The sequence below is a fragment of the Variovorax sp. M-6 genome, from assembly GCF_052114385.1.
GTDB lineage: Bacteria > Pseudomonadota > Gammaproteobacteria > Burkholderiales > Burkholderiaceae_C > Variovorax.
On the sequence record NZ_JBFREQ010000050.1, the window covers coordinates 1 to 24,525 of the forward strand.

The 24,525-nt window shown below is 64.7% G+C and carries 21 protein-coding genes; 12 read left to right on the plus strand and 9 right to left on the minus strand.

The annotated features are described in order from the left end of the window. Positions 1-592 precede the first annotated feature (592 nt). Together AB4Z46_RS32660 and AB4Z46_RS32665 are read left to right on the plus strand one after the other, a co-directional pair. Entirely contained in the window at positions 593-931 is a 339-nt protein-coding gene (locus AB4Z46_RS32660; protein ID WP_442287746.1) for a PRC-barrel domain-containing protein, read from the plus strand. 293 nt (positions 932-1,224) lie between these two features. Beyond that, the gene (locus AB4Z46_RS32665) at positions 1,225-1,692 is read left to right on the plus strand and encodes a BON domain-containing protein (RefSeq protein ID WP_442287721.1); all 468 of its coding nucleotides are present in this window, start codon (positions 1,225-1,227) and stop codon (positions 1,690-1,692) included. An 84-nt stretch (positions 1,693-1,776) separates the two neighbouring features. Here the strand turns inward: AB4Z46_RS32665 and AB4Z46_RS32670 are convergent, their stop codons facing one another. Beyond that, on the minus strand, positions 1,777-2,058 hold the full coding sequence (locus AB4Z46_RS32670; protein ID WP_442287722.1) for a hypothetical protein: 282 nt from the start codon (positions 2,056-2,058) through the stop codon (positions 1,777-1,779). A gap of 344 nt (positions 2,059-2,402) precedes the next feature. Between AB4Z46_RS32670 and AB4Z46_RS32675 the strand changes: the two genes are divergently transcribed. The 9 genes from AB4Z46_RS32675 (at position 2,403) to AB4Z46_RS32715 (ending at position 10,612) form a co-directional block, all read left to right on the plus strand. Beyond that, positions 2,403-2,699: a hypothetical protein gene (locus AB4Z46_RS32675; RefSeq protein WP_442287723.1), complete on the plus strand. Its 297-nt coding sequence runs from the start codon at positions 2,403-2,405 to the stop codon at positions 2,697-2,699. A gap of 104 nt (positions 2,700-2,803) precedes the next feature. Continuing rightward, a complete protein-coding gene (locus AB4Z46_RS32680; protein WP_442287724.1) occupies positions 2,804-3,301 on the plus strand; it encodes a hemerythrin domain-containing protein in 498 nt (165 codons plus the stop codon). 16 nt (positions 3,302-3,317) lie between these two features. Then, the gene (locus tag AB4Z46_RS32685; protein WP_442287725.1) at positions 3,318-3,854 is read left to right on the plus strand and encodes a DUF1003 domain-containing protein; all 537 of its coding nucleotides are present in this window, start codon (positions 3,318-3,320) and stop codon (positions 3,852-3,854) included. Positions 3,855-3,962: 108 nt separating this feature from the next. Then, on the plus strand, positions 3,963-4,811 hold the full coding sequence (locus tag AB4Z46_RS32690; protein WP_442287726.1) for a helix-turn-helix domain-containing protein: 849 nt from the start codon (positions 3,963-3,965) through the stop codon (positions 4,809-4,811). 44 nt (positions 4,812-4,855) lie between these two features. Continuing rightward, a complete protein-coding gene (locus tag AB4Z46_RS32695; protein ID WP_442287727.1) occupies positions 4,856-5,740 on the plus strand; it encodes an SDR family oxidoreductase in 885 nt (294 codons plus the stop codon). A 383-nt stretch (positions 5,741-6,123) separates the two neighbouring features. After that, positions 6,124-6,315 (plus strand): hypothetical protein, encoded by a 192-nt coding sequence (locus AB4Z46_RS32700; protein WP_442287728.1) that lies wholly within the window; start codon positions 6,124-6,126, stop codon positions 6,313-6,315. Between the two features lie 959 nt (positions 6,316-7,274). Further along, positions 7,275-8,048, plus strand: coding sequence for an SDR family oxidoreductase (locus AB4Z46_RS32705; protein ID WP_442287729.1), 774 nt, complete (start codon positions 7,275-7,277; stop codon positions 8,046-8,048). 101 nt (positions 8,049-8,149) lie between these two features. Then, on the plus strand, positions 8,150-8,494 hold the full coding sequence (locus AB4Z46_RS32710) for a hypothetical protein (protein ID WP_442287730.1): 345 nt from the start codon (positions 8,150-8,152) through the stop codon (positions 8,492-8,494). A 465-nt stretch (positions 8,495-8,959) separates the two neighbouring features. Then, positions 8,960-10,612, plus strand: a complete 1,653-nt coding sequence (locus AB4Z46_RS32715; protein ID WP_442287731.1) for a sensor histidine kinase — start codon at positions 8,960-8,962, stop codon at positions 10,610-10,612. 69 nt (positions 10,613-10,681) lie between these two features. Here AB4Z46_RS32715 and AB4Z46_RS32720 read toward each other — a convergent pair whose 3' ends face one another. From AB4Z46_RS32720 to AB4Z46_RS32745, 6 genes are all read right to left on the minus strand, one after another. Continuing rightward, on the minus strand, positions 10,682-11,596 hold the full coding sequence (locus AB4Z46_RS32720) for a LysR family transcriptional regulator (RefSeq protein ID WP_442287732.1): 915 nt from the start codon (positions 11,594-11,596) through the stop codon (positions 10,682-10,684). Between the two features lie 180 nt (positions 11,597-11,776). Further along, complete coding sequence (gene bamE, locus AB4Z46_RS32725) at positions 11,777-12,217, minus strand: outer membrane protein assembly factor BamE domain-containing protein (protein ID WP_442287733.1); 441 nt, start codon at positions 12,215-12,217, stop codon at positions 11,777-11,779. Positions 12,218-12,291: 74 nt separating this feature from the next. Then, the gene (locus tag AB4Z46_RS32730; RefSeq protein WP_442287734.1) at positions 12,292-13,476 is read right to left on the minus strand and encodes an HlyD family efflux transporter periplasmic adaptor subunit; all 1,185 of its coding nucleotides are present in this window, start codon (positions 13,474-13,476) and stop codon (positions 12,292-12,294) included. Continuing rightward, positions 13,473-15,626: a type I secretion system permease/ATPase gene (locus AB4Z46_RS32735; protein WP_442287735.1), complete on the minus strand. Its 2,154-nt coding sequence runs from the start codon at positions 15,624-15,626 to the stop codon at positions 13,473-13,475. Before AB4Z46_RS32735 ends, AB4Z46_RS32730 begins: the two co-directional genes overlap by 4 nt. Further along, positions 15,623-16,987, minus strand: coding sequence for a TolC family outer membrane protein (locus AB4Z46_RS32740; RefSeq protein WP_442287736.1), 1,365 nt, complete (start codon positions 16,985-16,987; stop codon positions 15,623-15,625). Before AB4Z46_RS32740 ends, AB4Z46_RS32735 begins: the two co-directional genes overlap by 4 nt. Positions 16,988-16,995: 8 nt before the next feature. Next, positions 16,996-19,836: an Ig-like domain-containing protein gene (locus tag AB4Z46_RS32745; protein ID WP_442287737.1), complete on the minus strand. Its 2,841-nt coding sequence runs from the start codon at positions 19,834-19,836 to the stop codon at positions 16,996-16,998. A 528-nt stretch (positions 19,837-20,364) separates the two neighbouring features. Between AB4Z46_RS32745 and AB4Z46_RS32750 the strand changes: the two genes are divergently transcribed. Beyond that, positions 20,365-21,201, plus strand: a complete 837-nt coding sequence (locus tag AB4Z46_RS32750; protein ID WP_442287738.1) for a response regulator transcription factor — start codon at positions 20,365-20,367, stop codon at positions 21,199-21,201. 25 nt (positions 21,202-21,226) lie between these two features. Here AB4Z46_RS32750 and AB4Z46_RS32755 read toward each other — a convergent pair whose 3' ends face one another. Both AB4Z46_RS32755 and AB4Z46_RS32760 read right to left on the minus strand, forming a co-directional pair. Then, entirely contained in the window at positions 21,227-21,430 is a 204-nt protein-coding gene (locus AB4Z46_RS32755; protein ID WP_442287739.1) for a hypothetical protein, read from the minus strand. A gap of 1,047 nt (positions 21,431-22,477) precedes the next feature. Next, a complete protein-coding gene (locus AB4Z46_RS32760; RefSeq protein WP_442287740.1) occupies positions 22,478-23,935 on the minus strand; it encodes a patatin-like phospholipase family protein in 1,458 nt (485 codons plus the stop codon). Positions 23,936-24,525 lie beyond the last annotated feature (590 nt).

Here is a 24,525-nt window from a genome sequence, read left to right on the forward strand (position 1 = left end):
TCCTCGCTGCGCCAAGCGCTCTCTGAACACCGACAACTGTTCCTCGAAAGGGAGGTCGAGGGAAATCACTTGAGGGCCTCGATTCTTCGAAAAACGCGGACCTGCGGAGGTCTTTAAGTATAGATAGATCGCCTATCAATGCTAGTTTTCTGTGCAGACGTGGAGCACAACGGCGGGATTGCAGTCGCCACTGAAAGCTTCGTAACCAAACGCCACAGCTCTCTTGCGTGAGTTCAGCGTGGTTCCGCGACGCTGAGGTGCGCTGCGCCTCCTCGAGCCAATGCATCGTCGGCGCTGGTAGCACAACATCCGCTCAGGCTGCATGCACGGCAACGAGCCAAAGCTGCGCGCCGCTGCGGCGTCGAGGTCCAGGTCACGTTGAAGGTGCCGGCCACGCCGACCTGCCTGACGGCAACGGCGCACTGCACCAATGCGTCTCGGAGCAGGGTGCTGATGGCGAACCACCTACAGGAACTGTGTGTAGCTTCCGATCCCGAGCCATGCGCACCGGCGAGATACCTGTCGCCGCTGGGCTTTGAATACAGGCCGGCGTTACCAGCGATGCCGGCACGGGAGTTTTCTCATGATGGCAATGACATCCGCCAACAGTGTGATTTCCTCTGAGCGTGTGGAAGGGACGACCGTCTACAACGTAGGCGGCGACAAGCTCGGTTCGATAGATGATCTGATGATCGACAAGGTGTCGGGTCAGGTCCGATACGCGGTCATGGAGTTCGGTGGTTTTCTGGGGATGGGCACAGACCGTTATCCGATCCCCTGGAGCATGTTGAGGTACGACACCTCGCGAGATGGCTATGTCGTGCCTTTGGAAAAAAGCCAGCTCGAGGGCGCGCCGCGCTACGGTCCTGACGCCGTGCCGGACTACGATGACGCGTATCGAGGCAGCGTAGACAAGTACTACGGTCTCTGATCGGCACCCTAGGAGCGTCTCAGGGGGTGGCCTCTGCCACGCTCCGCGGGGACGCTCGCGAGGGGGCCTGGCCTCCTGCTTTCGCGAGATCGCGTCGCCCATTCATCGGGGGTCATCTTTTCCGCAGGTACTCGCGCACCGGGCATGGCCCATTCCGCGCATCTGGCTGACAGAAAAAATCCCCGTTTCCGGATCACGCCCGGCGCGCTATCCGCATCTATGCGTTATCTACCTACAAGCGGTTGCGGCGCCATCGGAGCCTGTCCGCGGACTTGTCGATCTAGCGTGCCGGCATGCAACGATCGAATCAATCGCGACTGAAACTCCTCGCTCTGGGCTTGGCGGTGTTGGGGCTCGCCGCTTGCAACGAGCGGCCGGCGAACGAAGCCGAGCGGACTGCGGCCGCCGCAGCCAACAAGGTGGCCGAGCTGGCCGAAACGGCGCGCGACAAGACCCGGGCCTTCGTGACCTCGCCCGAAACCAAACGCGATGCCGAGGCCGTGAAGGACGCGATCGAGAATGCCGGCACCGCAGCGATGGCCGGCATCGACGATGCCGCGATCACCCTGTCGGTCAACAAGGCGCTGGCCAGGGACCCGGAGTTGAGCACGAGCCGCATCGAAGTCAAAACCCAGCGCGGCGTGGTGCACCTGAAGGGCCCGGCGCCGAGTGCGGAGGCCAAGGCCCGCGCCAGCGAACTGGCCGGTAGCGTCCAGGGCGTGACCACGGTCGACAACGGGCTCGAAATCAAGGCTATGTGAGACGGGTCAGTCTCCGGCCGGTGCCAGGCCCTCAGAGTCGAGCGGCGCCTCCCTCGCGCGGGCGCCGACCGTCGCTTGGCCCACTCACGAGTCATAGGGAATGTGATCGTCGCCCGCGGGGCGAGGGCGTTTTTCATAGTCCTCGAGCCAGGCCTTGAGGCGACGATCCAGACCCTCTTCAGCGGCCGCCTGGTTGGGAAAGTGGCCGGCCAGCGCAATGCGACACATGAAGGTCGTGCCTCTGTAGACGTCGATGTGGTAGCTGTGCATGCCGTCGAGACCGCCGTCGCTCTCGACCTTCATGTGCCATTCGGGTGAGGGGAACGGGGGCGTTCCGTCCGCGTCAATGGGATTGTTGTCGGACATCTTGACTCCCTAGCGCGTCGGTGACTCCGCGTTCGCTGGACGTGATGCGCGCCGCCCCGGTGGGGACAGCGTACTCCCAAGCGACACCCTGTGGAAGCCCTTCGCATCGTTCTGTCGGCCGCCTGAAACGGGGCGCGATTTCGTCCGGCAGACAGGTTCAGCGCTGTCTGACGGGACTTCAACTGCTGAGGCCACACACTGTGCCAAAGGCGGAAAGCAGCGAAGAATCGGACGGGCGCCGGTGCTGGAAGGGGCGCGTCATCCGCCTGAGAGAGCTTCCGAGGCAGCCCTCGGATGCCGGTGACCCGTCCGCCCGAATTTCAGCAACATTGGGGAGATCGGTCATGTCGATGGAACTGCTCCAGGCACTCGCCGATGCGGAGATGCCCCTTGAGATCGTCAACCCGGTGGTTCACGAGGAGCTCAAGATTCTTCACGCCGCTGGGCACATCATCTGCAGCTTTCCCCCGACCGGGACCGTCCAACCTGCGCAGGTCCACATGGTCACGGCGCTGGGTCGCAAGGCGCTGAGGCACTTCGGACCGAAATCTGCGTTTGGCCGGCTCGGGCGCCATGAAAAAGCCCGCCCAAGCGGGCAAGCATCGCCATCCGACGCGCGAGACGATCCGCCGAAGGTCTGAGTCAGCGGCCTTCCGAGGCCGGACGCGCTCGCTTCCTACGTTCCGGTCCGTGCGCGGGCCGGAGCATCGCCTTCCCTTTACTTTCAAACCCACGGAGTTCCACGATGCCCACCACCACCAAGCGCGCCGCGCCCGATGCTTGCAGCCTTCTCGACGCGGATCACCGGAAGGTGAAGAAGATGTTCGGCGACTACGACGCCCTCGTCAGGTCGAAGACTGCCAGTGCGGCCCAGAAGAAGCGCGAACTCGCCGCCGAGATCTGCATGGAGCTGACCGTGCATGTCCGCGTCGAGGAAGAGATCTTCTATCCCGCGCTGCGCGGGGCCATCAAGGAGACCGAGCTGCTCGACGAGGCAGAAGTCGAACACGGCACCGTCAAGGAGCTGATCGCGCAGCTCGAAGCTGCGACCGAAGCGGACGACATGTTCGATGCCAAGGTCAAGGTCCTCGGCGAGTACATCGATCACCACGTGAAAGAAGAGCGCAACGATATCTTCGTGAAGGCGCGCGCCGCTCGCGGCCTCGACCTGGTCGGAATGCGCGGGCAGCTCGCCGCCCGCAAGCAAGAGCTGATGGACGAGTTGGCGGGTGCGACGGTCTGATCGCCCGAGGCAAAGAATGGACACGCATGAGACGCAAGGCGCGGGCGGCTCCCCGACCGTCGAGACGCTCACCGAGCGCAACATCGAGTCCATTCTGTGTCTGGAGGACAAGGCGCGCGCAGCCAAGCCTACGTTCTACAGGATGGTGTCCGCCGTGGCCGCGTTTTGCGGCACGGTGAGCTTTCTGTGGATCAACGTCGCGGTGTTCGCGGCTTGGATAGCACTCAACGAAGTGGGGATCAAGTTCGATCCCTATCCCTTCACCTTCCTCCTGTTCCTCGTCTCCCTCGAGGCAATCTTCCTGTCCATTCTCATCCTGATCAGCCAGAACATGGCGGCCGAGGAGAACGAGCGCCGCCATCACCTGGACTTGCAGATCAACCTGCTGAACGAGCGGGAGATGACTGCGTTGCTGCGTCTGGTCACCCAGGTAGCCACCAGACTCGGGGTCGAGGGCGATGCGCAGCGCGAGGTACGGGCGCTGACGGAAGACACGAATCCAAGCGCGGTGCTTCACCAGATCGTGCGTGCGGAAAATGCACATGATCGGTAGACGGCAAGAGGTTCCCTATGAAGGCCAGAGTCGGAGGTGGTTCGGGCCTGCAACGCACCTCTTCGGGCGCATGGCCAGCCGGGCGTAGGCCATTGCTATGCTCGCAGCATGCAGCAAGAGCGACTTTTTCTGCGGCTGGACGACGATCCTTTGTATGCGCCAGAGACGACGGTCCCCGCAGGCACACTGCGCGAGCTTGCCGTGCCTGCGGTGCTCCAGGCGCAAATTTCCCACTTGATCGCTTACGAGGAGCAATTGCCTGAGGATGCAATGGTGAACGAGCGGGTGCTGCCCGATGGCGCGTTGCGCCTCATCTTCGAATTCGGCGCTGGGGCAGTTCAAGTGGCAGGTCCCAATGTTCGACCCGTGCTGCTGTCCATGCGCGGACACGTGCAAGGCTTGTCCATGACGCTGAGGCCGGGCGCCGCCCTGGCCCTGTTCGGGGTGCCGGGGCATGAACTTACCGGTCGCATCGTGGACTGGGACTCGCTCGTCGCCGCCCGCCACCGCGGTCTCCGCGTCCAACTGCAGGAGGCGAACTGCGACACCCGGCGCGTCGAGATCCTTCTGTCCGCCCTTCACGCCATGCTTCGCCCGGTGGATGCGGCGGACCTGTGCAAGGTGATGCAAGCCGCGACGCTGCTGCGTCCCGCCGGGGAAGCGCGACGCATGGCCGTCGTCGCCGCCGCAGTCGGCGTGGGCGAGCGGCGCCTGCAGCAGATCTTCCGGATGCAGCTGGGCCTGTCGCCGCGCACCTGGAGCAGGCTCGCCCGCATGCATGGTTGCTTCCGTAGGCTACGCCAAACCAGTCCGCCGCGCTGGAACGAGCTTGCCTTGGCGTGCGGCTTCTACGACCAGCCGCACCTGGTCAACGAGTTCCAGGCGTTCTGCGGCCTGACGCCCCGGCAGTTCCTGCAGCGCCGCGGCGTTTCGGGATCTTCCAAGACAGCGGACTGATGCGGCGCCATGATCCTCCAATGGCAATACAGAACGAGGAATGCATGGCGGAACTGAAAGACTGCATCGCGGTCGTCACGGGCGGCAGCCGCGGGGCTGGGCGTGGAATCGCGATCGAACTTGGCGCCGCCGGCGCAACCGTTTACGTCACAGGGCGCAGCACGCGTGAAGAGCCGGCACAGAGTTACGACCAGCTGATGTCCGTGTCGGGGCTGACGCAGGTGCCGGGCACCATCGACGACACGGCGGAGGAAGTGACTCGCGCCGGCGGTCGTGGTATCGCAGTGCGCTGCGACCATACGCTGGAGGCCGATGTGGCGGCCTTGTTCCACCGGATCGACGAAGAACAGGGCCGGCTGGACCTGCTAGTCAACAACGCCTGGGGTGGGCACGAGAACTTCGACGGCATCCTCCAGTCACCATTCTGGGAACGGCCCTTGACGCACTGGGAATCCATGTTCGATCGGGGTGTGCGCAATCATGTGATGGCCAGCCACATGGCGGCGCCCATCCTCGTACGTCAAGGCAAGGGCTTGATCGTCACCACCACCTTCTGGGACCGGGACCGCTATATGAAGGGCAACCTGCTGTACGACCTGGCCAAGACCTCGATGACGCGCCTTGCCTTTGGCATGGCGCAGGAGCTGAAGTCACATGGCGTGGCATCTGTCGCGGTGTCGCCGGGCTGGATGCGCACGGAGTTCGTGCTGGCCTGCCACGACACCGACGAAGCGCGCTGGCGCGAGCGCCCGGAGCTTTCAGGTACCGAGTCGCCGCGCTACGTGGGGCGCGCCGTCGCAGCACTTGCTTCCGACCCCGACATCATGATGAAGACTGGCCGCGCACTGCGCGTAGGCGACCTCGCACGCGAGTATGGCTTCGCCGATGTGGACGGCCGCGTGGTGCCTCCCTTCGAGTTGGACGCTTGAACCGCCCATTGATGCCACCGGACGGGGTGCCGGGAGTGCATTTCTTCGGCGTCGCCCGTGAGCGAGACGAACCGCCTATCGTCAATCGACCCCGCGGACTACGACCGCTGGCTGACATGCCCACTGGCAGAGGCGCCGACGTTCTTCAAGCAGTGAATTGGGCACCTGGATACGTTCCTCTCTCCGCTGCCGCCGCGGGCACCGAAGACCCACAGCGGGAAGGTCGTCGTTCCGCCGTCGCCGCCCGACATGCGGGATCCGGACAAGCCTGTGGAGCGTCTGGAGCATGAGGGCCGCGGGGGGATTGGCACGCCGGACCAGCGTGGCGCTCTCCGCTGATGTCTACTCTCTGCTACGCCCCCGGAGGGCTAGGGAGTTACACCATGTCCCTTTTCTGGGAGGCCGCCGAAGCCTTGGTCGCCGACTATTTGAACGGACGCACCTTGCCGGAGGCTGTGCACAAAGCCGCAGTGCAAGCCGCCCGAACGCGCCTACTCAATGGGGATGTGCCTATCCTTGATGAGAAGCTGCGTAGCGATATTGACAGCGAGGCGAGCAAGCCGACTTCGCCTTGAGCTACAAAGCTCCAAGGGATCTGACGAGCCGGTCGAATCATCGACGCGATTGCGCCGAGTGCTAACCTGGTTCAAAAGGGGCTAGGTTGCCGACGCGCGTACATTGCCTAGACGTTCAGCCGCTGCGTCATAGGACCCGCCACAGTCCTTCAGGATCCGCTCCACGTGCGCTCTTTCGCCTTCCCTGTCCGGTTCAGACTGGATTTTGCGGACGATCGCTTGCGAACCGTGGATGACCCAGATGGGGCCCCGTTGCGGGCTGAGGAGACACTGGAAATGGCCGGCCCACCGTTCGAGATCACTCCCTTGCGATCTCGATAGGCGGACCGAGCCCTTATGCTTAAGGCAAGGCAGGCGACCTGGGGAACCAGGACGTTGTAGTCCTTGCCCAAATACGTTGGCGGGATTCGCGTCGCTACGCCACTCTCGTCCTGTGCGCGGAACGTCGAGCCCCCATCGAGCAAGGGCATAGTGGTCACGAGACCCGTGTAGGTCACGCCTGGGATTGCGGGGAAGGCCACGGCGTCGAAGCCACGCGCTAGAAGGAGCAACTCGACTTGCCCCGAAGGCCAAGCCTCGTTCGCAGCGTCAAGTTCTACTCGCTCGAATTTTGAGCGGCCCGAGACAGGCTGGCTCTACCAGGCTCCGAGGCGCCACCGCGACAGAACCCAATGAAGTCGTATGCAGCCGGGCGCTGGAGTTGCTTCGCACAACACCGGTTGGGTCGACATGAGGAAGGAAGCTCGATCCAGCCACGATCCGATCAGCGCGTTCGACCATCCCCTCCAGGTTTCTGCGTTCGCCGAGTACCAGATGTCGATTTGTACGAGGCCGCAAGACATGAGCCTTGAGACGATTGGATAGGTTTTCTGGATAATCTATCCAGCCAACGATGGCTGATCTCCCGAGCGGTGCTGTCTAGACTCGATTCTTCGTCACACGCACTCAAGGAGACTGATTTGGCAGATCATTCCATCAAGGGCAAGACCGTGCTCATCGCAGGCGGCGCTAAAAACCTCGGTGGACTGATCGCCCGCGATCTGGCGCAGCAGGGTGCCAAGGCTGTCGTCATCCACTACAACAGTGCGAGCAGCAAGGCTGTTGCCGCTGCAACCGTTGCAGCGGTCAAGGCCGCGGGCGCCGAGGCGGTGGCGATCCAAGCCGATCTGACGACGGCCGGCGCCGTCAAGAAGCTGTTTGCCGACGCTGTCGCTGCGGTCGGCAAGCCGGACATCGCCATCAACACAGTTGGCAAGGTGCTCAAGAAGCCCATGGCTGAGATCAGCGAAGCCGAGTATGACGAGATGACGGCCGTCAATTCCAAGACCGCTTTCTTCTTCCTCAAGGAAGCCGGCAAAAATCTCAACGACAACGGCAAGATCTGCACTGTGGTCACGTCGTTGCTGGGCGCGTTCACGCCGTTCTACGCCGCTTATGCCGGCACCAAGGCGCCGGTGGAGCACTACACCCGCGCAGCGTCCAAGGAGTTCGGTGCGCGCGGAATTTCCGTGACAGCGGTTGGCCCGGGACCGATGGACACTCCGTTTTTCTACCCGGCCGAAGGCGCCGACGCGGTGGCTTACCACAAGACGGCTGCAGCGCTGTCGCCGTTCAGCAAGACGGGGCTGACTGATATCGAGGACGTGGTTCCGTTCATTCGCCACTTGGTCAGCGACGGCTGGTGGATCACCGGCCAGACTATCTTGATCAACGGCGGCTACACCACCAAGTAGGGCGGCTCGGCCACAGGAGTCTTCGCCATGGCCAACTGGTTCCAATCGATCCTCGACGCACAGCAATCGCAATTCCTCAGCGACGCCACCGCATTCCGCGAGTGGCGCACGAGCAGCTCGACCGCATGGAGCGAGTCCAGCGCGATTCTGAATCGAAGCAAAAAGAGGGCATCGATATGCATGTGCTGTTGGTGATGGGGGGCGGTTTGGTCCTTCTGGGTGTTTTCGTCCTGTTCGGCTGGCTCTGGGGTGCGAACGCCGCGGGCATGGCTCTAGCGGCCAAGGCCTTCGTGCCGGCGTGGGTGCTGATGGCGGCTGCCAACATGTGGGTGGGTGTCACCCACGCGGGCTACAGCGCGCGCGAGGAGTTTCCAATCCTGCTACTGGTCTTCGCCGTGCCCGCCGTTGTTGCGGGCATCGCGGTCTGGCGCCTTTCGCAATCGTGAATCACGGGGCGACGATGCTGTCGAACGACCGGCGCTTTCGCGAGCGCGACGATTGGGTGGACACGCCCGAGGCTTCAGCGTGGTCACCACTTTGAAGGATGGACTGGTGGTGGGCGTGAGGTCGGCGCCGCGCAACCCGCACAACGGCCACACGCTGGCCGAGCGACTCGAGCAGGTGGGCAGATGAAGATGGACGGGCGCCTGGGGTGCAACCCGCTCCAAGGTCAACTCGGCGATGCAATCCGCGCGCTGATTTGCGGTGCCGGCGCCGCTTATGGCGAGCGCTTCATCCGAGCTGCCAATGCTGGATGAACCGACTTGTCCAACGCGCCGGTTGGCACATCTACGAACCACCTCGCACACAAAAAATCAAGCAGCCCCGCGGTATCGGGAGAGCCCGGCTCTGTTCCACAAGCGGCCATGCGATTGGCCGGGATGCGGCATCCATCAAATAAACAAGTCAAGATGAATTTGAATCTGGGAACTGCTGCATTCTTCACGGCTCTGGTGGAATTCGTCCTTGCCGCTGGCATGTTGGCGCTGTGGGCAAAGGAAAGATCACGCTATTTGATTTTCTGGTCTTTCGGCTTCTTTGTCTTCGGGATCGGATCTTGGTTGCTCATATTGAGGGGAAGAATTCCGGACTTTTTCTCCATCCTCGTCGGGAATCTCTTCACAACACTAAGTTCAGTTCTGTTCTACATCGGTATCTGCCTTTTCTTCGATCGGCGCCGCTCGTGGTTGCCTTGGATGGTAGGGGCATTGAGTTTGGAGATGGCATTGTTGGCCTACTACTCCTATGTCACATATGACACCGCGGCACGTGTCTACGTGTATGGCGCGGCCCAGTCCCTGATCGCCCTGATGACTCTTCAAACACTTTTCACAATGGGTCGTGGGCGAGGGGGGAATATCAATCTCGAAGTCATTGCCGTGGCCGTGTTGGCGCTGGTGGCTCATGGCGCGCGTTTGGTCGGCACCCCTTTTTATCCCGTGCCACAAGATTTTCTGGCTTCAGGGAATTTTCAGACCCTGCTTGCCTTTGGTTTGAAATTGACTCACATAGGCTACGCCCTTGCATTCGGAAACATGCACGCATCCGCTTTGCATGCGGATTTGCGCGTAGCCCTTGCCGACATCAAGGCAAAAGCCCGGCAGAAAGTCGAAGTCTTGGGCTACATCGGCCATGATTTGCGTGCACCGCTTGCGACGATCAGCGGATATTCCTCACTCTTGCTCAACAATGCACACGAAAAGCAACGCAAACATCTGCTGACCATCCAGCGTAGCGTCAAATACCAACTCAACCTGATCGACGAACTGCTGGAATATGCCAAGGCAGAGCTGCAACCGCTGACTGTCCAACCCGTCACCATCGACCTGCTCCTCCTGCTGGACGACATTTCTGAATACGCTGTCGCGCTGTGCTCACAGCAGAACAACCGTTTCCGCTATCACCCCTGCGGCCGAATGCCTCGGCAGATCAGCCTGGACGGAAAGCGCTTGCAGCAGGTGCTGCTGAATCTGCTGTCCAATGCCGCCAAGTTCACGCACGACGGCGTGGTGACTCTGTCGGTCACGGCCGAACCAGAGGAGCGAGCCTGTGTCCTGAGCTTCGCTGTCAGCGACACTGGAATGGGGGTCGACATGAGTCGGAACGTCGATATTTTCGGCGCGTTCCAGCAAATGCAAGCCGCGAGCGGTAGCACTGGATTGGGCCTGTTTATCGCACAGCGCATAGTCTCGGCCATGGGTGGATCGCTTAGCGTGGCCAGCATCTCGGGCCAAGGCGCCACGTTCTCTTTCGTGCTTTCGGTGCCGAGCGATGTATCCGACGCGGACTGGTCCGTCGTCGCGCAGCGGGAGATAGAACCTAGCGAGCCATCACCGAAGCCCACGATGCCCCGAAATCTCATGCCGGGGGATCGAGCTCTGGACGAACTCGCCAGCCTGGCCCTTCATGGCCGCTTCACTGATATCGAGCACTGGATCGAACGCCATGCCGGTGAAGCGGCAAATGCGCCGTTCATTGCCGTACTTCTTGACCTGCTGGAGCGCTTGGACTTCCACGGGGTTCGCGCATTGGCGTTGCGCGGTAGAAGTGATTCGAGCGCATAGATCAGGTTTCACAGTGTATTGGCGTCGAAGGGACCCTCCAGTCCATCGGAATTTGAGCTGCGATCGGCCTCATGCCGTGCCCTCGAGATGGGGTTCCATCAATTGGGAGAACCACTCCACGAATGCGACTAGACGTCGTGAGCGCTGGCGCCGATGCGGGTACAGCAGCGAGACCGGCATCGAGGCCGCACGGTGAGCCGGCATGACCTCGACCAGCTCACCCCGGTCCAACAGATGCTGTACATCGAAGCGGGGGATCTGGATCAGCCCGGTGCCGGCGCGGCAACTGGCAATATAGTTTTCGGCGTTGTTCACGATCACGCGACTGGGTAGCGACATAGCCTGTGCATGGCCCAAGGCGTCCAGATGTTCCCATGGCACTTCCCGGCCACTGGACGGCGATGCGTAGCCCACCGCCCAGTGCCCCCTCGCCAGATCCTCCGGTTTCTCCGGCATGCCGTGTTCCCGCAAGTAGATCGGACTGCCGCAGTTGACCAGAGCGATATGCCCCAGGGGACGAACCACCAGACTGCTATCGTGCAGGGTTCCGACGCGCACCGCGCAGTCCACGCCTTCCTGAATCAAGTCGATGGCTCGGTCGGTGGAGCCGAGCATGAGCTTCAGCCGCGGATAACGACGCAGCAAGCCCGGAAGCGCCGGCGCGATGAGGCGTCGGGCAATGCGGCTGGGCACATCAATCCTCAGCTGGCCGGCGACTTGTCGTTGGCTGCTTTGGAACAGGTGCTCGACATCTTCGGCATCGGCCAACAGCGGCCGCAAGCGTTCGAGCAACTGTGTGCCATCCGCCGTCAGGTGAACTTGACGTGTAGTCCGGTTCAACAGGCGGGCACCGACCTTCTCCTCAAGCTGCTGAATGGCGGCAGACACTGTGGCCCGAGGTATTTCCAGCGCATTTGCCGCTTTGATGAAGCTACCCATCTCGGCCACTTGCACGAAGACGCGATATTGATCGAGCTTGTCCATCCCCGTATTTAAACCTGGGAACGATGTCAGACCCGGGAAGAAGACCGTGGCATGTGCTCCCGTCCATGCTCTGCAGCCTCCGCGCCATCGGTCAGCCTTCCGTTCAAAACGGCACCGCGCTGGGAACGCAATGCCCTGGTGGCGTGCCGCTGGCAGCGGCCAGTGCCGCTCACCGGGTGCTCAGCGCCGCGCCAGGTCAAGGCACTGCTGGCGGCGCCAGACGGCTTCGCGCACCGCCTGGCTCTCATCGAACACCACCTTGTACTGGCACACGAGATAGTTGCGCGACTGCGGCATGAGGAACTTGAAGTTGTAGTCCCACTCGGTCCCGCGAGGACCGCTCTGCTGGTTCAGGGGTTGCCCCAGCATCGCCTGGACCTGCGCCTGCGGCAGGCCAGCCTTGACCGCCTGGAAGCGCTCGGGCTGCGACACCACCCCATCACGCAGGAAAGGCTCCTTGAAGTCGGGACGGCGCGCCTCGACGTCGTGGTACGACAGCTTGTCCGGGTTGCTCACGGGGTCTACCGGGTTGTCGCGCGCCAAGCCGGGCGCAGCGGCGCACAGGAGGGCAGCCGCCAGGATCGCGGAGGCGAGGGGGGACGTCGTATTGGTCAGATTCATGTTCATGGCTCCTCTTTCGATCAAGATTGGGTTCGCTGCTCGCTGCGCAGCACGGATTGAGAGCGATCGCGATTTCATCGCTCGCGCATCGCCTCGCGCACCTTGTGCAGCGGCTTGGTCAGGTAGTCCCACACGGTCTTGCGCCCGGCACGGATGTCGGCCGTGGTCACCATGCCGGGCACGATCGGCATGCGGCGGCCCACCTTGTCGACCAGCACATCGGAGTCGGTGCGCACCAGCACGGGGTAGTACACGATCTCGGGCTTCACCTCGTCACGCAGCGTGTCCGGCGCGATGGTGAGCACCTGACCTTTCAGACCGCCGTAGACCGCGTAGTCATAGGCCGTGACCTTGACCAGCGCATCCTGGCCGGGCCGGATGAACGCGATGTCGCGCGGGGAGATGCGGGCCTCCACGAGCAGCTGGTCGTCCAGCGGCACCAGTGTCATCAGCGATCCGTTGGGCGGCACCACGCCGCCGATGGTGGTCACCTGCAGGCTCTTGACGATGCCGCGCACCGGCGAGTGCAGCGTCAGGCGCTCCAGCGAATCGGCGCGCCCGCGCACCACGGAAGACAGCGACTTGACCTCCGCGTCGGCCTTGGCCAGCTCCTCTCGGCTCTTGACCATGTAGCCCGAGCGCGCTTCGGCGACTTTCATCTCCAGGTCCGCGCCCTGGCGCTGCAGGCGTATCAGCTCCACGGTGCTGGCCGCACCGCTGGCCAGCAGCGACTGGGTGATGCTCAGTTCCTTCCTCACCAGCGACAGCGATTGGTTCAGCCCGGCCAGCGTGTCGCGCAGGCTGGTGCGTCGAGAACGGAAAAGGGCCGTCTCGGCGGCGACCAGCTGCGGGTAGGCCTTCAGTTCGTCTGGGAATCTCAGCGCGTCCTGCTCCTCGACCTCGGCGCGCAGCCGCACGCTGCTGGCCAGGGCCGCGCGGTAGCGGGCAGCGGTTTCCTCCACACTGGACTCGCCGCGCGTCGGGTCGAGTTGCCCGAGCACCTGCCCCTTCTCGACGATCTGGCCTTCGCGCACATGCAGTTCGGTGAGGATGCCGCCCTCCAGCGACTGGATGCGCTGTTCGCGCGAACTCGGGATCACCTTGCCTGTCCCGCTGGAGACCTCGTCGATCTCGAGGAACCAGGCCCAGGCGAAGAACGCCACCAGGCACAGCGCCACCATCCACACCACCCGCCCGGAACGACTGGCCCGGACCTCGTCCATCTCCCAGGCACCGCCGGCTTTGAGTGCCGCCGTCATGCGGGACTCCCGTCGGCTGCCTGGCGCAACCGGGCCATCACCTCGTCGCGCGCGCCGTCCATGACGATGGCGCCGGCGTTCACCACCAGCACGCGTTCCACGGCCTGGAGCACCGCGGCGCGGTGCGTCGCCACCACCAGGGTGCGTCCTGGCGGCAACGCGGCCAGGTTCCGGATCACCTCGCGCTCGGCCACCTCGTCCAGGGCGGCTGTCGGCTCGTCCAGCAGCAGCACGCGCGGCTCGCGCAGCAGCAATCGGGCCAGCAACAGGCTCTGCCGCTGGCCGCCCGACAGGCCCAGCCCGCCTTCCTGCACCCGGTGGTCCAGGCCCGTGGGCAGTTCGCGCACGAAGGCCCACGCGCCGGTGCTCTGAAGCGCCGCCACCAGTTCGGCATCGGTCGCATGTGGGGCACCGAGCTGGAGGTTCTCGCGCAGCGTCCCATGGAACAGCCGCGCATCCTGCGCCAGCAGGCCGACGTCGCGCCGCACGTCGCCCGGATCGATGTGCGCAATGGACACCCCGTCCAGCAGCATCGTGCCTGTCCTGGCCGCCAGCAAGCCAGACAGGGCCTGCAACAGCGTGGACTTGCCTGCGCCGTTACGGCCGAGCACGGCAATGCGCTCTCCCGGACGGATCCGAAGCGCCTTCACCTGCAGCGCGGATGTCTGGCCGTCGTGGCTGAACACCGCATCCCGCAGCTCGTAGTCGCCCTCGACGGCCGGGCGATGGATGCGCGACGCCTGCGGCGCGTGGTCCACCGGCAGCTTCATGAGCTGATCCAGCGCTTGGGCAGCCACCTTCGCCTGCTGCCAGCGGTTGAGCACCTGCGTCACGCTGGCCAGCGGCGCCAGCATGCGGGTCGCCAGGATCGAGGCGGCTACCAGCACGCCGGTGCTCATGTGCCCGTCCATGACGAGTGGGGCGCCGAAGAAGACCACGCAGGCGAAGGCGCCGCCCTGCACGGTCTGCGACCAGTTGTTCAGCGCATTGAGCAGCTCACGCAGCTTCAGGCCCGAGTCCGCATTCACGGCGTTGTAGTGATTCCACTGGTTCTGGAAGCGCGGCTCCGCCTGGAGCACCTTGATGTCGTCGATGCCCTGCACAGCTTCTACCAGCATCGCGTTGCGCAGCGACGATTCCCGCATTCCGGCCTGGGCCAGTGTCCTCAGGCGGCGCTGCGCCAGCAGGCTGGGCACCAGCAGCAGGACGCAGGCGACCAGCGGCACGGCCACCATCGGGCCGGCAATGAACCAGAAGATCGCGCAAAACAGCAGGAAGAACGGCAGATCCGCCGCCGCCACCACCGTGGTGGAGGTGAGCATCTCGCGCACCGGCTCCAGCTCGCGCAACTGCGAGATGAAGGTGCCCGTGGCGCGCGGGCGCGCGGTGCTGCGTACGCGCAAGGCATGGCCGAATACGCGATCGGAGATGCGCAGGTCGGCGCGCTTGCCCAGCACGTCGGTGATGCGCATGCGCGCCGAGCGCATCACCCAACTCGCCACGATCGACAGCAGCACGCCGCCGAACAGCACGTACAGCGTCGGCAGCGACTGTGCGGGCACCACGCGGTCGTACACCTGCATCGAGAACAAGGTGCCCGCCAGCGCCATCAGGTTGTAGGCCAGCGATGCGACGAGGATGTGGGCGTAGGGCCGCCAGTCGGCCAGCACGAGGCTGCGCATCCAGTGTGGCTCCACCGGCCGGATGTAGTCGTCCACCCGCGAATCGGGCGCCGACTGTGCTGGCCGCAGCACGGCCATGGCCTGCACTGCCGGCTGGAGTTCCTCGATGGTGCGCACGCTCTCGGCGCCCTGGTCGCCGCTGAAGGCCAGCCGCAGGCCGTGCGCGGTGATGGCCGTGACGACCGCCACCTGCCCGTCGTCGAGTTGCAGCACCACGGGCAGCCGCCAGGGACTCAAGTCCTCCAGCCGTGGCGCCACGCGATGCACTGCCAGGCCTGCCTGTCGCGCGATCTGGCGCACGCCTTCGTCCAGGTCCTGGCCGCCGCTCCAGCCCGCGGCCACCCGGATGCGTTCGCGCGACGCGTCTATCTTGTAGTGGGCCGCGACGCCCAGGACGGCATCGACCCAGCCCGACAGCAGCACGGGCCGGCGCGCCGCGGCGAGTTCCTTCGGCGTCGCCGCGGTCATGGCGGGCCTCCTTCGAACGCGCCAGCCACGTCGGTCAAGCCAAAGGCGTCGCGCAAGCGGCCGGACTGGTAAAGGCACTCCATCGCCAACCGCTGCAGTTCGTGCGCGCTTTGCACCCGGTCGAAGCGCGCGGCGTGGAACTCCTGCTCGGCGTTGAGCAGGTCCAGCAACGAGCGCGAGCCAAGTTGCAGGTACTGCTCGCGGTACAGGTCGCGCGTGAGGCGCGTGCTCGCCGCCCGGTCGTTCAGCACCGGCATGCGTTGCGCATGGTCCTGCGACTGGGCCTGCGCATCTGCCAGCTGTTGCCGCGCGCTCAACTGCGCGTGGGCCAGCGCGGCCTCGGCCGCCTCGACGACGCGCACGGCTGCGCGCTGGCGGGCCTGACTGCGCCCGCCCTCGTACAGTGGCGCGGAGAGATTGACCATCAGCGAAGAGACGTTGCTTTGCTGGCCTGGCAGCCGCGAACCCGCGTTGAGCCCGCGGTTGACGGACCCTTCCAGCGAGAGGGTGGGCAGCAGCTGCGCATCGGCGCTGCGCAGCGCCGCGCGCGCCGTGTCCAGATCGGCCTGCGCGAGCTGCACCGAAGGCGGCAGCAAGCCGACCAAGGCGCCGGCCCGCGCCCCGCAGGCGCCCTCCAGTGTCGCCGGCGCCTCACCGGCAATGCCGGCCGGCATCGTGCCCTGGGTCAGGTTCATGAGGTTCAGGCGCCAGCGCTGCGCCTGTGCCTCAGCGCTCAGCAGCTGCGTGCGGGCCGCCTCCAGGCGAGACTGCGCCTGTGCCACGTCGGACTGGCTGGTTGCGCCCTTGGACTGGCGCTCGCTCACCAGCGCAGCCAGGGCGCGCACGCCGTCCACCTGCGCCTGCGCCACATTGCCCATTGCCTGTTGCCGATGGACCTCGACCCAGGCCTGGGCCGTGTCGCGTGTCACGTTGTCGATGGCGAGCAGGACGCGCGCGCGCGCCGCCACGGCGGCGCCCTGCGCCTCGTCCACGGCGCCCTTCACCTTGCCGAAGTCGTACAGCATCTGCGACACCCACAGCGAGGCCTGATGCGCCTGTCGGCCGCTGTACCCGTCGATCGGGACATTGCCGGAACTGGAACTGATCCCCGCGTTCACCTGCGGGTAGTAGGCCGAGCGCGCCGCGTCGATGAACTCGTCGGCCACCAGTGCCTGCCCGGCGGCATTGCGCACCGAGGGATGAGAAGCCGCTGCGATGCGGACGGCCTCGTTCATGCCCAGCGCGCGGGCGCTGCCTGGCGGCAGCGCCGCCTGTGCACCGGCGGCTGCCGGCCACAGCAACGCCGCCCCCAGCGCCGCCACGGGCGCACAGCGGACCCTGCGGGTCGATCGAGCGAGCATGCGTGCGATCAGGCGTGAAGGATGGCCTGGTGATGCAACTGGTCGTCCAGTGGGCTCGCGGGCAGGGGAGCATGGAAAGCCGCGTCGGTGCTGTACATGTCCGGCGCGCTCGAGCCGGCCGGCATGGCAGTGCCCTTCGGCAACGGCGGGAACAGCGTGTCGAGGCTGCCGCTCGCATGATCGCCGAACAAGTCGGCCCACGCCGGCAACGAGGCGGTGTCGCTCTGTGCGCTGAAGCCCGTCAGGGCAGGGGACGCATTGACCAGGAAATCGAAAGTGGAGGTCTTCGCTACGTCCACGCCCTCCTGGGTCGTGGCCGTCAACGTCACGTTGTGGCTTCCAGCGTCGGGCAGGTTGACCGAGATGTCCCTGAACTCGACGGTTCCCGCAGTGCCGTCCACCTGGATGACGCCACTCGCGTCGGCCGTGGCGGTGCCGGTGGACGTGGTTCCGTCCGCATGCACGCTGGTGTACGTCAGCGTGGCGCCCGTCCCAAGCCCGGTCAGCGTCATCGAAAGATGCTCCGATCCGTCCCTGTCGGTCGCCGATACGTCGATGCCCGTGAAACCGATCTGGCTCCCGGCCGCGCCGTTGAAGCCGTACTCCAGGCTGTAGAAGCCGTTTCCGTCGGCATCTGCGCCGTCCTGGAAAGCGCTCAGGCCGAGGTAGTCATAGGGGGCGATCGCGTTCTGGATCTCGGCCAGGCTGCCGAACATCTGGACGGGGCCGCCGCCCTGCTCGGTCACCTTGAAGTCGTAGTTGCCGACGCCGGAGGCGTTGTGCAGATAGAGGTCGAAGGTATAGAAGCCGCTCGCACCGACCGTGAAGGTGCTGCCCGTGCCGCCCGCATCGACGCCGCCCCAGCTCGCATGTCCCGTCGCGTCGTCGCCGATGACGATGGTGCCGCTGTCGTCCACCTTGCCGGTGAAGGCATAGGCCTTGCCGGCCTCCAGGTAGACGTAGCCGGTGATCAACTGGGCCTGCTGGGTCGGCAGATTGCTGTTCTGCAGCGTGCTCGTCTGGCCGACGGTCGCTGAAGCGATATCGTTGGCGTACAGGTAGTCGATGGCGTGAACCAGCGTGTCCGAGTTGGCGCCGTCGCCTCCGTTTTCGATCAGGTTGTATGTCGTGGCGCCGTCCGTGACGGTCGAGATGTTGCTCCACGTGTAGGTCGTGAACTGCGTGCCCTGGATGTCGAATTCGACGTTCTGCACGATCTTCACGTCATCGGTGACGGGGGTGACGATCACCGGCACGGTCACCGTGGTCGCGCCGCCCTGGCCGTCGGTCACCGTCACGCGGAAGCTGTCCGGGCCGCTGTAGTCCGCGGCAGGCACGTAGTTGAAGCTGCCGTTCGTGCCGATCGTGACAGTGCCGTGGGCGGGGCCGCCGCCGTCAGCTATCGCGTAGCTGAGCGCGTCGCCATCGACGTCGTGCGCCTGTATCTGCCCGGTGACCGAATGGTCTTCCTGAGTGGTCACGAGGTTCGGAGGCGCCACCGCCGGCGGGTCGTTGACCGGCGTGACGTCGATGCCGACCGTGGCCGTGGCGGTGTCGCCGTCCGCGTCGGCGACCACGTAGCCGAAGCTCACCGGGCCGTTGTAGTCGGCATCGGGCACGAAGCTCAGGCTGCCGTCCGCCGCCACGTGCACGCTGCCGTGGTCGACGCCGATCGTCTGGACGCCGCCGGTGAGTGCCACACCGTTGATGCTCACCACGTGCGCGCCGCCGTCGGCGGCGCTGTCGTTGGCGAGCAGGTCCAGGGCCACCGTGCCGTCCTCGGGCACGGTGTAGCTGTCGTCGGCCGCGCTCACCAGGTCGTTGACGGGGTTGACCGTCACCGTGACGGTGCTGATCGTCGTGCCGCCATGACCATCGTCGACGGCCACTGTGAAGCTGTCGGTGCCGTGGAAGTTCGGCGCGGGCGTGTAGGTGTAGCTGCCGTCAGGGTTGACCGTGACCGTGCCGTGGGACGGATCGGTGCCCTTGGTGTACGTGAGCGTGTCGCCATCCGGGTCGTGACCTTCCACTCGGCCGGTAAGCGGCGTGTCCTCGTTCGTGGCCATGGCCTGGTCGGCTGCGACCGGCGCGTCATTGACCGGCGTGACCGTCACTGGCACGTTCACGGTGACCGAACCGCCCCGGCCGTCGCTGACGGTGATCTCGAAGCTGTCAGGGCCCTCGTAGCCGGGGGCGGGCACGTAGGTGTAGTGGCCCGTCGCCGGGTCGATGGTGACGGTGCCGTGCTCGGGGCCGCGGGTCATCGCAAAGTTCAAGGTGTCGCCGTCCGCGCCGCTGGCATGGACCTGACCGCGCACGGGCCTGTCCTGCGGCGTGGCGACGGGTTCGCCCCTGCCTTCGGGGGCCCGGCTCTGAGGAGGCAGCAGCGGCGGGACAAAGGCCCCGCCACCGCCACCGCCAGCGCCACCGCCGCCGCCTCCGCCTCCGCCGCCGCCTGCCGCAGCGGCCGCAATGCCCAGCACGCCAAGCGCACCCAGCAGCCACCCGGGTACCCCATCGGGCAGCAAGGCTGCGGCCGGGTCGGTCCACTCGATCTCGGTGAACTGGAAGTCCGACCACGGTTGGGTGTACTGGCCCCACCAGAGGACGCCGGCGCCGTCCTCCAGCACGAGGTCGTTGCGCCCGCTGTCGGCGTACGTCTCGAAGAAGCCAGGCGCGGCGATTTCCTTGCCGTCGCGCAAGACCAGCACGAGGTCGCCGCCGCGACGCTCGTACCTGGCCACGCTCTCCGGCGCGACCTTCAGAAAGACGATCGATGGGCGATCCAGAACCAGCCCCTCGGCGGTCGCTTGACGGGCGGCGCCGCCGGACTTGTAAACAGCTTCCATGACTTCTCGTTTCTCCTTGAATCCCAACTTTGAATGGCCTGCGAGCGACCCCGCACTGCCCACTCGGGTGACCCGGACACAGCGCGCCTGAACGAACCGCGTGCCGCCGAGCGCAGGCGCGAGTCACCTTCCTCGGCGGGCGAAATGGTTCGGGAGTACTTTCCCCTGACACAGGGATCTTTTCATTTCCTTACATGCCCTTCGTTTGCTTGATGGGCCGAGGCCTTTGCTCGGACGGACGCCGGCGAAAAGATGTGGGGGAATGCCAACTGCATCACGTGCTGTCGCCCGGGAGCGTGCCTGGACATCCAGCGCGGGCCATCGCACACGTGTTCAACGCGGATCCAACCCCCTGCCGAGTCGTCCCCCCACTGGCAACTGCCGAAGGCAACAGAAGACCGAACACAGGAACATCCGCTTCCAGCCCGTCGTCGCGAAGAGATTGCCTTCGCAGAGACCATGGCTGCCTGACTGTTTCTGGCATGATTTCACTCACGGTGCATTCGGCCGCCGTGTTTTGTTCGATTCATGTCCTATTGGTCACCTGCCGAACCTCGGAATGCCCACCTGCTCGTCGTGGATGACAACATCGACGAATTGAAGCTGCTGATGGAAGCGCTGCGCGATACCGGCTACCGAATCACGCTCGCCTTCGATGCGCTGGAGGGCTACCGCAGGGCCACCGCGCTGAGAACGGACCTGGTGCTGCTGGACGTGCGCATGGGCGCCACCGATGGATTCGCGACCTGCAGGCTGCTCAAAGCCAATCCCGCGACGGCCGACATCCCGGTCATCTTCGTCACGGCTTCAGCCGCGCCCCAAGAACGGTTGCTGGGCCTGAGATCAGGCGCCGTGGACTACATCCTCAAGCCATTCGATCCTGCCGAGGTGTTGGCGCGCGTGGAGATCCACCTCGCGCTCGCCGAACGGCGCACGGCCGGAGATGCCGCCGCGCGCGTAGAGCGGCCGCAGCTCGCCTCCGGCACTGCTTCCGACGAAAGCGCGAACATGGACCGCGCACTGGTCCGTGCCGTCGAGCGCCTTGTCCTCTTCGATCTTGGAACGGTGCCGTCGCTGCGCGAGCTTGCCTCGCAGGTGGGCACGCACGAGAAGCGTCTGTCCAGGGTGTTCAAGGAACGCACAGGCCGTACGGTGTTCGAGTTCGTGCGCGAGGCGCGCCTGCACGAGGCCCAGCGGCTGCTGGCTGGTTCCGCGATGCGTATCGAGGAGATCGCTGCCGCGGTGGGATTCTCGAGCGCCGCCAATTTCGCTACAGCCTTCCGCGAGCACTTCGACTGCACGCCCACTGCGTTTCGCCAGGTGTGCACTGCAGATCCTGCTGCCCCACGCGAGCCGCAGGATTGACCTTGGTAGGAGGGTTGTCGTGCATTCAACGCATGAGGGGTATGCATTGAGCGTTGTCGCCGGCCACTGTACTCATCGCGAGTCTTCGCGGATTGCGCATCGCAGCCAGCGTGTTCTTGACTTGCCGGGCTTCCAGGCAGAAGGTCTCTCGACAGACCTCGCCCCTGTCGTCCACGACGCAGATCGACACAGAGCGCAAGGACACATCGCTTCCGGTGAAGTAGGTCAAGAAGTTCTCCTTCGTAGTGGGTTTGCGAGTCTAGGAAGAGAACTCTGCGCGTCAACCAACCCGCCCGATCACCGATGCTGCGTCTTCAGAGGGTGAAGACATCCTGCCCTCCTGGCGTGAACGTTTGCGTGCGATGAGCCGCAACAGCCGGAGCGCGTGCCGAGGGGAGAGTGACAGATCCGAACTCTTGCGTCCGAAGCGCGCCGCCTGAAAGGCCTGCAGATCCTGCCAGTCGAGCGAGGCTAACGTAACGGCGGGTGATCGACTCAGACACCAGGCCGTGAAAGCGCCCCACATGTCTCGGTAGACCTCGACCGAGGGCTGGCTGGCGCAACGACCCGGAGTCCCGTTGATCACCCAGCCTAGATGGGAGAACGCACCCACCGCCGCAGGGACGTCCTCTGAACGCCGCCGCCGCGCATTTCAGGACGCTGGTACAGGCCATGCATCCCAACGGACGGCCAGCGAACTGAGGCAGGGTGCCGGCCCATGCCTTGGGTGGCTACGCGGCCAGCGCCGCGCGCAGCGCCTGCGGGCACAGCGCGTTGTCCTCCTGCGTGCCCACCGAGATGTGCAGAAACCGCGTGACGCCTGGCTATTTCCAGGGCTGACGATGACGTCGCACGCCAGCAGCGCTCCGTTCACGGAAGCGTTCGGCCGGCCCAGGTCCACGAACAGGAAGTCCGTGGCCGAGGGCGCCGACCGCAAGCCCAGGTCCAGCAACGCGCGGGCCATCACCTTTCGCGCTGCGCCAATGATAGGACGTTGTCATCGAAGGTCTGCGATTGGCGCGCGTCGCCGGAGCATAGCCATCAGCGCTGCGGTCGGCGCCTTGCACTTTCATTTCGCCAGGAGAGACGTCTCATGCTTCGCTCGCTGGCAAGGTCAGCAGGGGAGGGGCGGGTGAAGTAGCGCCATAGCGCACCCACGACGGCCAAGGCGAGCATCGCCAGAAGGACATATGCCACGACCTCTTGGAGCCATGGAAACGGATCCTCGCCACTACCACCACCTCCGCCTCGAGTAAAAAAAATCTCGCCTGCGGCACTATTGGTCCGCCGGTGAGGGTGGAGCCGCCGGCGGCGCCGCGACCAGCGTGGCGTCTGCATCCTTCAGAAGACGCTTGAACTCGGGCGAATCCACGATGATAGTTCCCGCCGCAGCGCGCAAGCGATCGACGGCCTCGTCAGGCAGCACGAAGCTCGTCGGCTGCTGATTGAGATAGGCCAGTTCCGCCTCGTCTTTCAGCGCTGCGAACGAGACGTCGATGGCATAGATCTCGGCGTCCGGCCCGCGGGTCACGGCCGCGAGCGCCGGATCCTTGTTGCCTGCCACCGACTTCCGGATCTGACGCATGGTCTTCCAACGCGCCGCCATGTCCCGCAGCAGTTCGACGGCCTCGAAGGAATAGCGGTCGATGGGAACGCCGCTCGACTTGAGAAGAATCTCCACGCTGCCGGGTGGCGATTCGGATTCGTCCCATTTCGTCGGCGGCACGGACAGCGAATTGACGATGAAGACGACGATCCTCTTCGCGCTGTCGAGTCGCGTCGGCATGCCGGCATCGTGCATGGCCTCGAGGACCTCCAGCGAATCGAGCACGCCGCGCATGCCCACATTGTCCGACACGCCGCCGTCCACCAAATGGAGGTAGGGCCGCTTGGCGCCGTCTCCCAACTCTGCCAGCGACCTGAGCGAGCGTATGGCTCGTGCGGCCGGCCGGGGAGGGTTGTCGGTGTCGAGGAACCTGTTCACCCATACCGGTGGGGTCAGATCGCAGGTGCCGCCGTAGTTGTTGAGGGTGATCGGAGAGAGCACCACCGGCACGGCCGAAGACGCTGCAGCAGCGCGCGACAGTGGTATGGCGTTCAGATCGGAGCAGAGCACATCGAAAACACCTTGATGAAAGACCACGCGGGCGCCGCTCGAGATGTCAGTCGCCGATGCCAGAATCAGCGGGCCCTTGCCACGATTCAGATCGCCGAAAGTGGCGCCGTTGAACAGGACTTCGTCATAGAACTGCGACGCCAGTTCCGAGCGCCCCCAACCGGTCGACGACAGCTTGGCCCAATTGCCCGGGTTCAGGCTGCGGGAGACGATCTCGCCCTGCACGTCGCGCTTGAGAAAGCGCTGCTCGTAATCGTCGAACAGCTTGTCGCCATAGAGGCCGTAGGCGAGCGCAGTAAAGCTCCCGCCAGACACGCCGGTGATGATGTCGACCTGGTCGAGCAGGCGGCTCCTTCCCTTCGGTCCGGTGATCTCGGTACGCCGCAGGTACTCGAGGACTCCGTACGAGAACGCGGCAGCGCGCGTGCCGCCGCCGGAGAACGCAAGGATGACGAGGGCGTCCTTGTCCTTGACATCTGCGTGGCGCGTCTCGAAGCGATAACCGCTGCCCGGATCGGCCTGGGCAATCGGCGGATTGATCGGGCGGGTTGCACACCCCCCGAGCAGTAGCGCAGAGGCGAAAAGGGTGGCCCATCGCGAGATTCTTAGTTGCTCCATCTTCTCTCCAAGTGAATCGTTTAGATCGCCAGCGGCTGCTCTTCCATCTCACTGCTTGCGCTGTACCGCGGCCCTCGAGACATGCGACGCGCATTTTTGGCAAAGGTCGCCTGTTGTTGCTGCCGGTCCGAGTTCGCTGCACTTGGTGGCTGGGCGCATCGGCCTCCCGACTGCATCGGCTTCAGGGCCTCTGAGTCGCGCATAGAAGCCGCCTCTCGAGACTACGAGCGCTTCGCGCCTCCTTCAAATGGCCACGTTCCTTGGTGTTTCGCAATGAACATGCTCTGGTTGTTCATGCCAACGAGCACGAGGCGTTGCGGCAGCGGGGTTGTCGCCTCACAGTCGCCGAGGCTCCGCGACTATCAGTTGCTGTGCGAAATAGGTCGGCTGCAATGCAATTGCCGCCCTGGCGTGCGGCTCTGTGAGTTCAAGTCACCCCGAATCCGATCGCCCGTCCGGTCGCACCACGTTGAGCGAGTAGCGGGCAGCTGATGATGCCTAGAGGAATCGAACAGGTCCGGTTAACGTAGACATCAATACCCTTGCAAGTGAACACCGGGCATTGTGGCGAGAAGCGGCCCCTGCCGTGT

Coding starts and splice junctions, on each gene's coding strand:
- AB4Z46_RS32695 (WP_442287727.1), top strand. CDS start 4,856: ATGGCGGAACTGAAAGACTGCATCGCGGTCGTCACGGGCGGCAGCCGC.
- AB4Z46_RS32715 (WP_442287731.1), top strand. CDS start 8,960: ATGAATTTGAATCTGGGAACTGCTGCATTCTTCACGGCTCTGGTGGAA.
- AB4Z46_RS32750 (WP_442287738.1), top strand. CDS start 20,365: ATGTCCTATTGGTCACCTGCCGAACCTCGGAATGCCCACCTGCTCGTC.
- AB4Z46_RS32735 (WP_442287735.1), bottom strand. CDS start 15,626: ATGACCGCGGCGACGCCGAAGGAACTCGCCGCGGCGCGCCGGCCCGTG.
- AB4Z46_RS32675 (WP_442287723.1), top strand. CDS start 2,403: ATGTCGATGGAACTGCTCCAGGCACTCGCCGATGCGGAGATGCCCCTT.
- AB4Z46_RS32745 (WP_442287737.1), bottom strand. CDS start 19,836: ATGGAAGCTGTTTACAAGTCCGGCGGCGCCGCCCGTCAAGCGACCGCC.
- AB4Z46_RS32680 (WP_442287724.1), top strand. CDS start 2,804: ATGCCCACCACCACCAAGCGCGCCGCGCCCGATGCTTGCAGCCTTCTC.
- AB4Z46_RS32760 (WP_442287740.1), bottom strand. CDS start 23,935: ATGGAGCAACTAAGAATCTCGCGATGGGCCACCCTTTTCGCCTCTGCG.
- AB4Z46_RS32665 (WP_442287721.1), top strand. CDS start 1,225: ATGCAACGATCGAATCAATCGCGACTGAAACTCCTCGCTCTGGGCTTG.
- AB4Z46_RS32740 (WP_442287736.1), bottom strand. CDS start 16,987: ATGCTCGCTCGATCGACCCGCAGGGTCCGCTGTGCGCCCGTGGCGGCG.
- AB4Z46_RS32685 (WP_442287725.1), top strand. CDS start 3,318: ATGGACACGCATGAGACGCAAGGCGCGGGCGGCTCCCCGACCGTCGAG.
- AB4Z46_RS32660 (WP_442287746.1), top strand. CDS start 593: ATGACATCCGCCAACAGTGTGATTTCCTCTGAGCGTGTGGAAGGGACG.
- AB4Z46_RS32670 (WP_442287722.1), bottom strand. CDS start 2,058: ATGTCCGACAACAATCCCATTGACGCGGACGGAACGCCCCCGTTCCCC.
- AB4Z46_RS32700 (WP_442287728.1), top strand. CDS start 6,124: ATGTCCCTTTTCTGGGAGGCCGCCGAAGCCTTGGTCGCCGACTATTTG.
- bamE (WP_442287733.1), bottom strand. CDS start 12,217: ATGAATCTGACCAATACGACGTCCCCCCTCGCCTCCGCGATCCTGGCG.
- AB4Z46_RS32720 (WP_442287732.1), bottom strand. CDS start 11,596: ATGGACAAGCTCGATCAATATCGCGTCTTCGTGCAAGTGGCCGAGATG.
- AB4Z46_RS32690 (WP_442287726.1), top strand. CDS start 3,963: ATGCAGCAAGAGCGACTTTTTCTGCGGCTGGACGACGATCCTTTGTAT.
- AB4Z46_RS32730 (WP_442287734.1), bottom strand. CDS start 13,476: ATGACGGCGGCACTCAAAGCCGGCGGTGCCTGGGAGATGGACGAGGTC.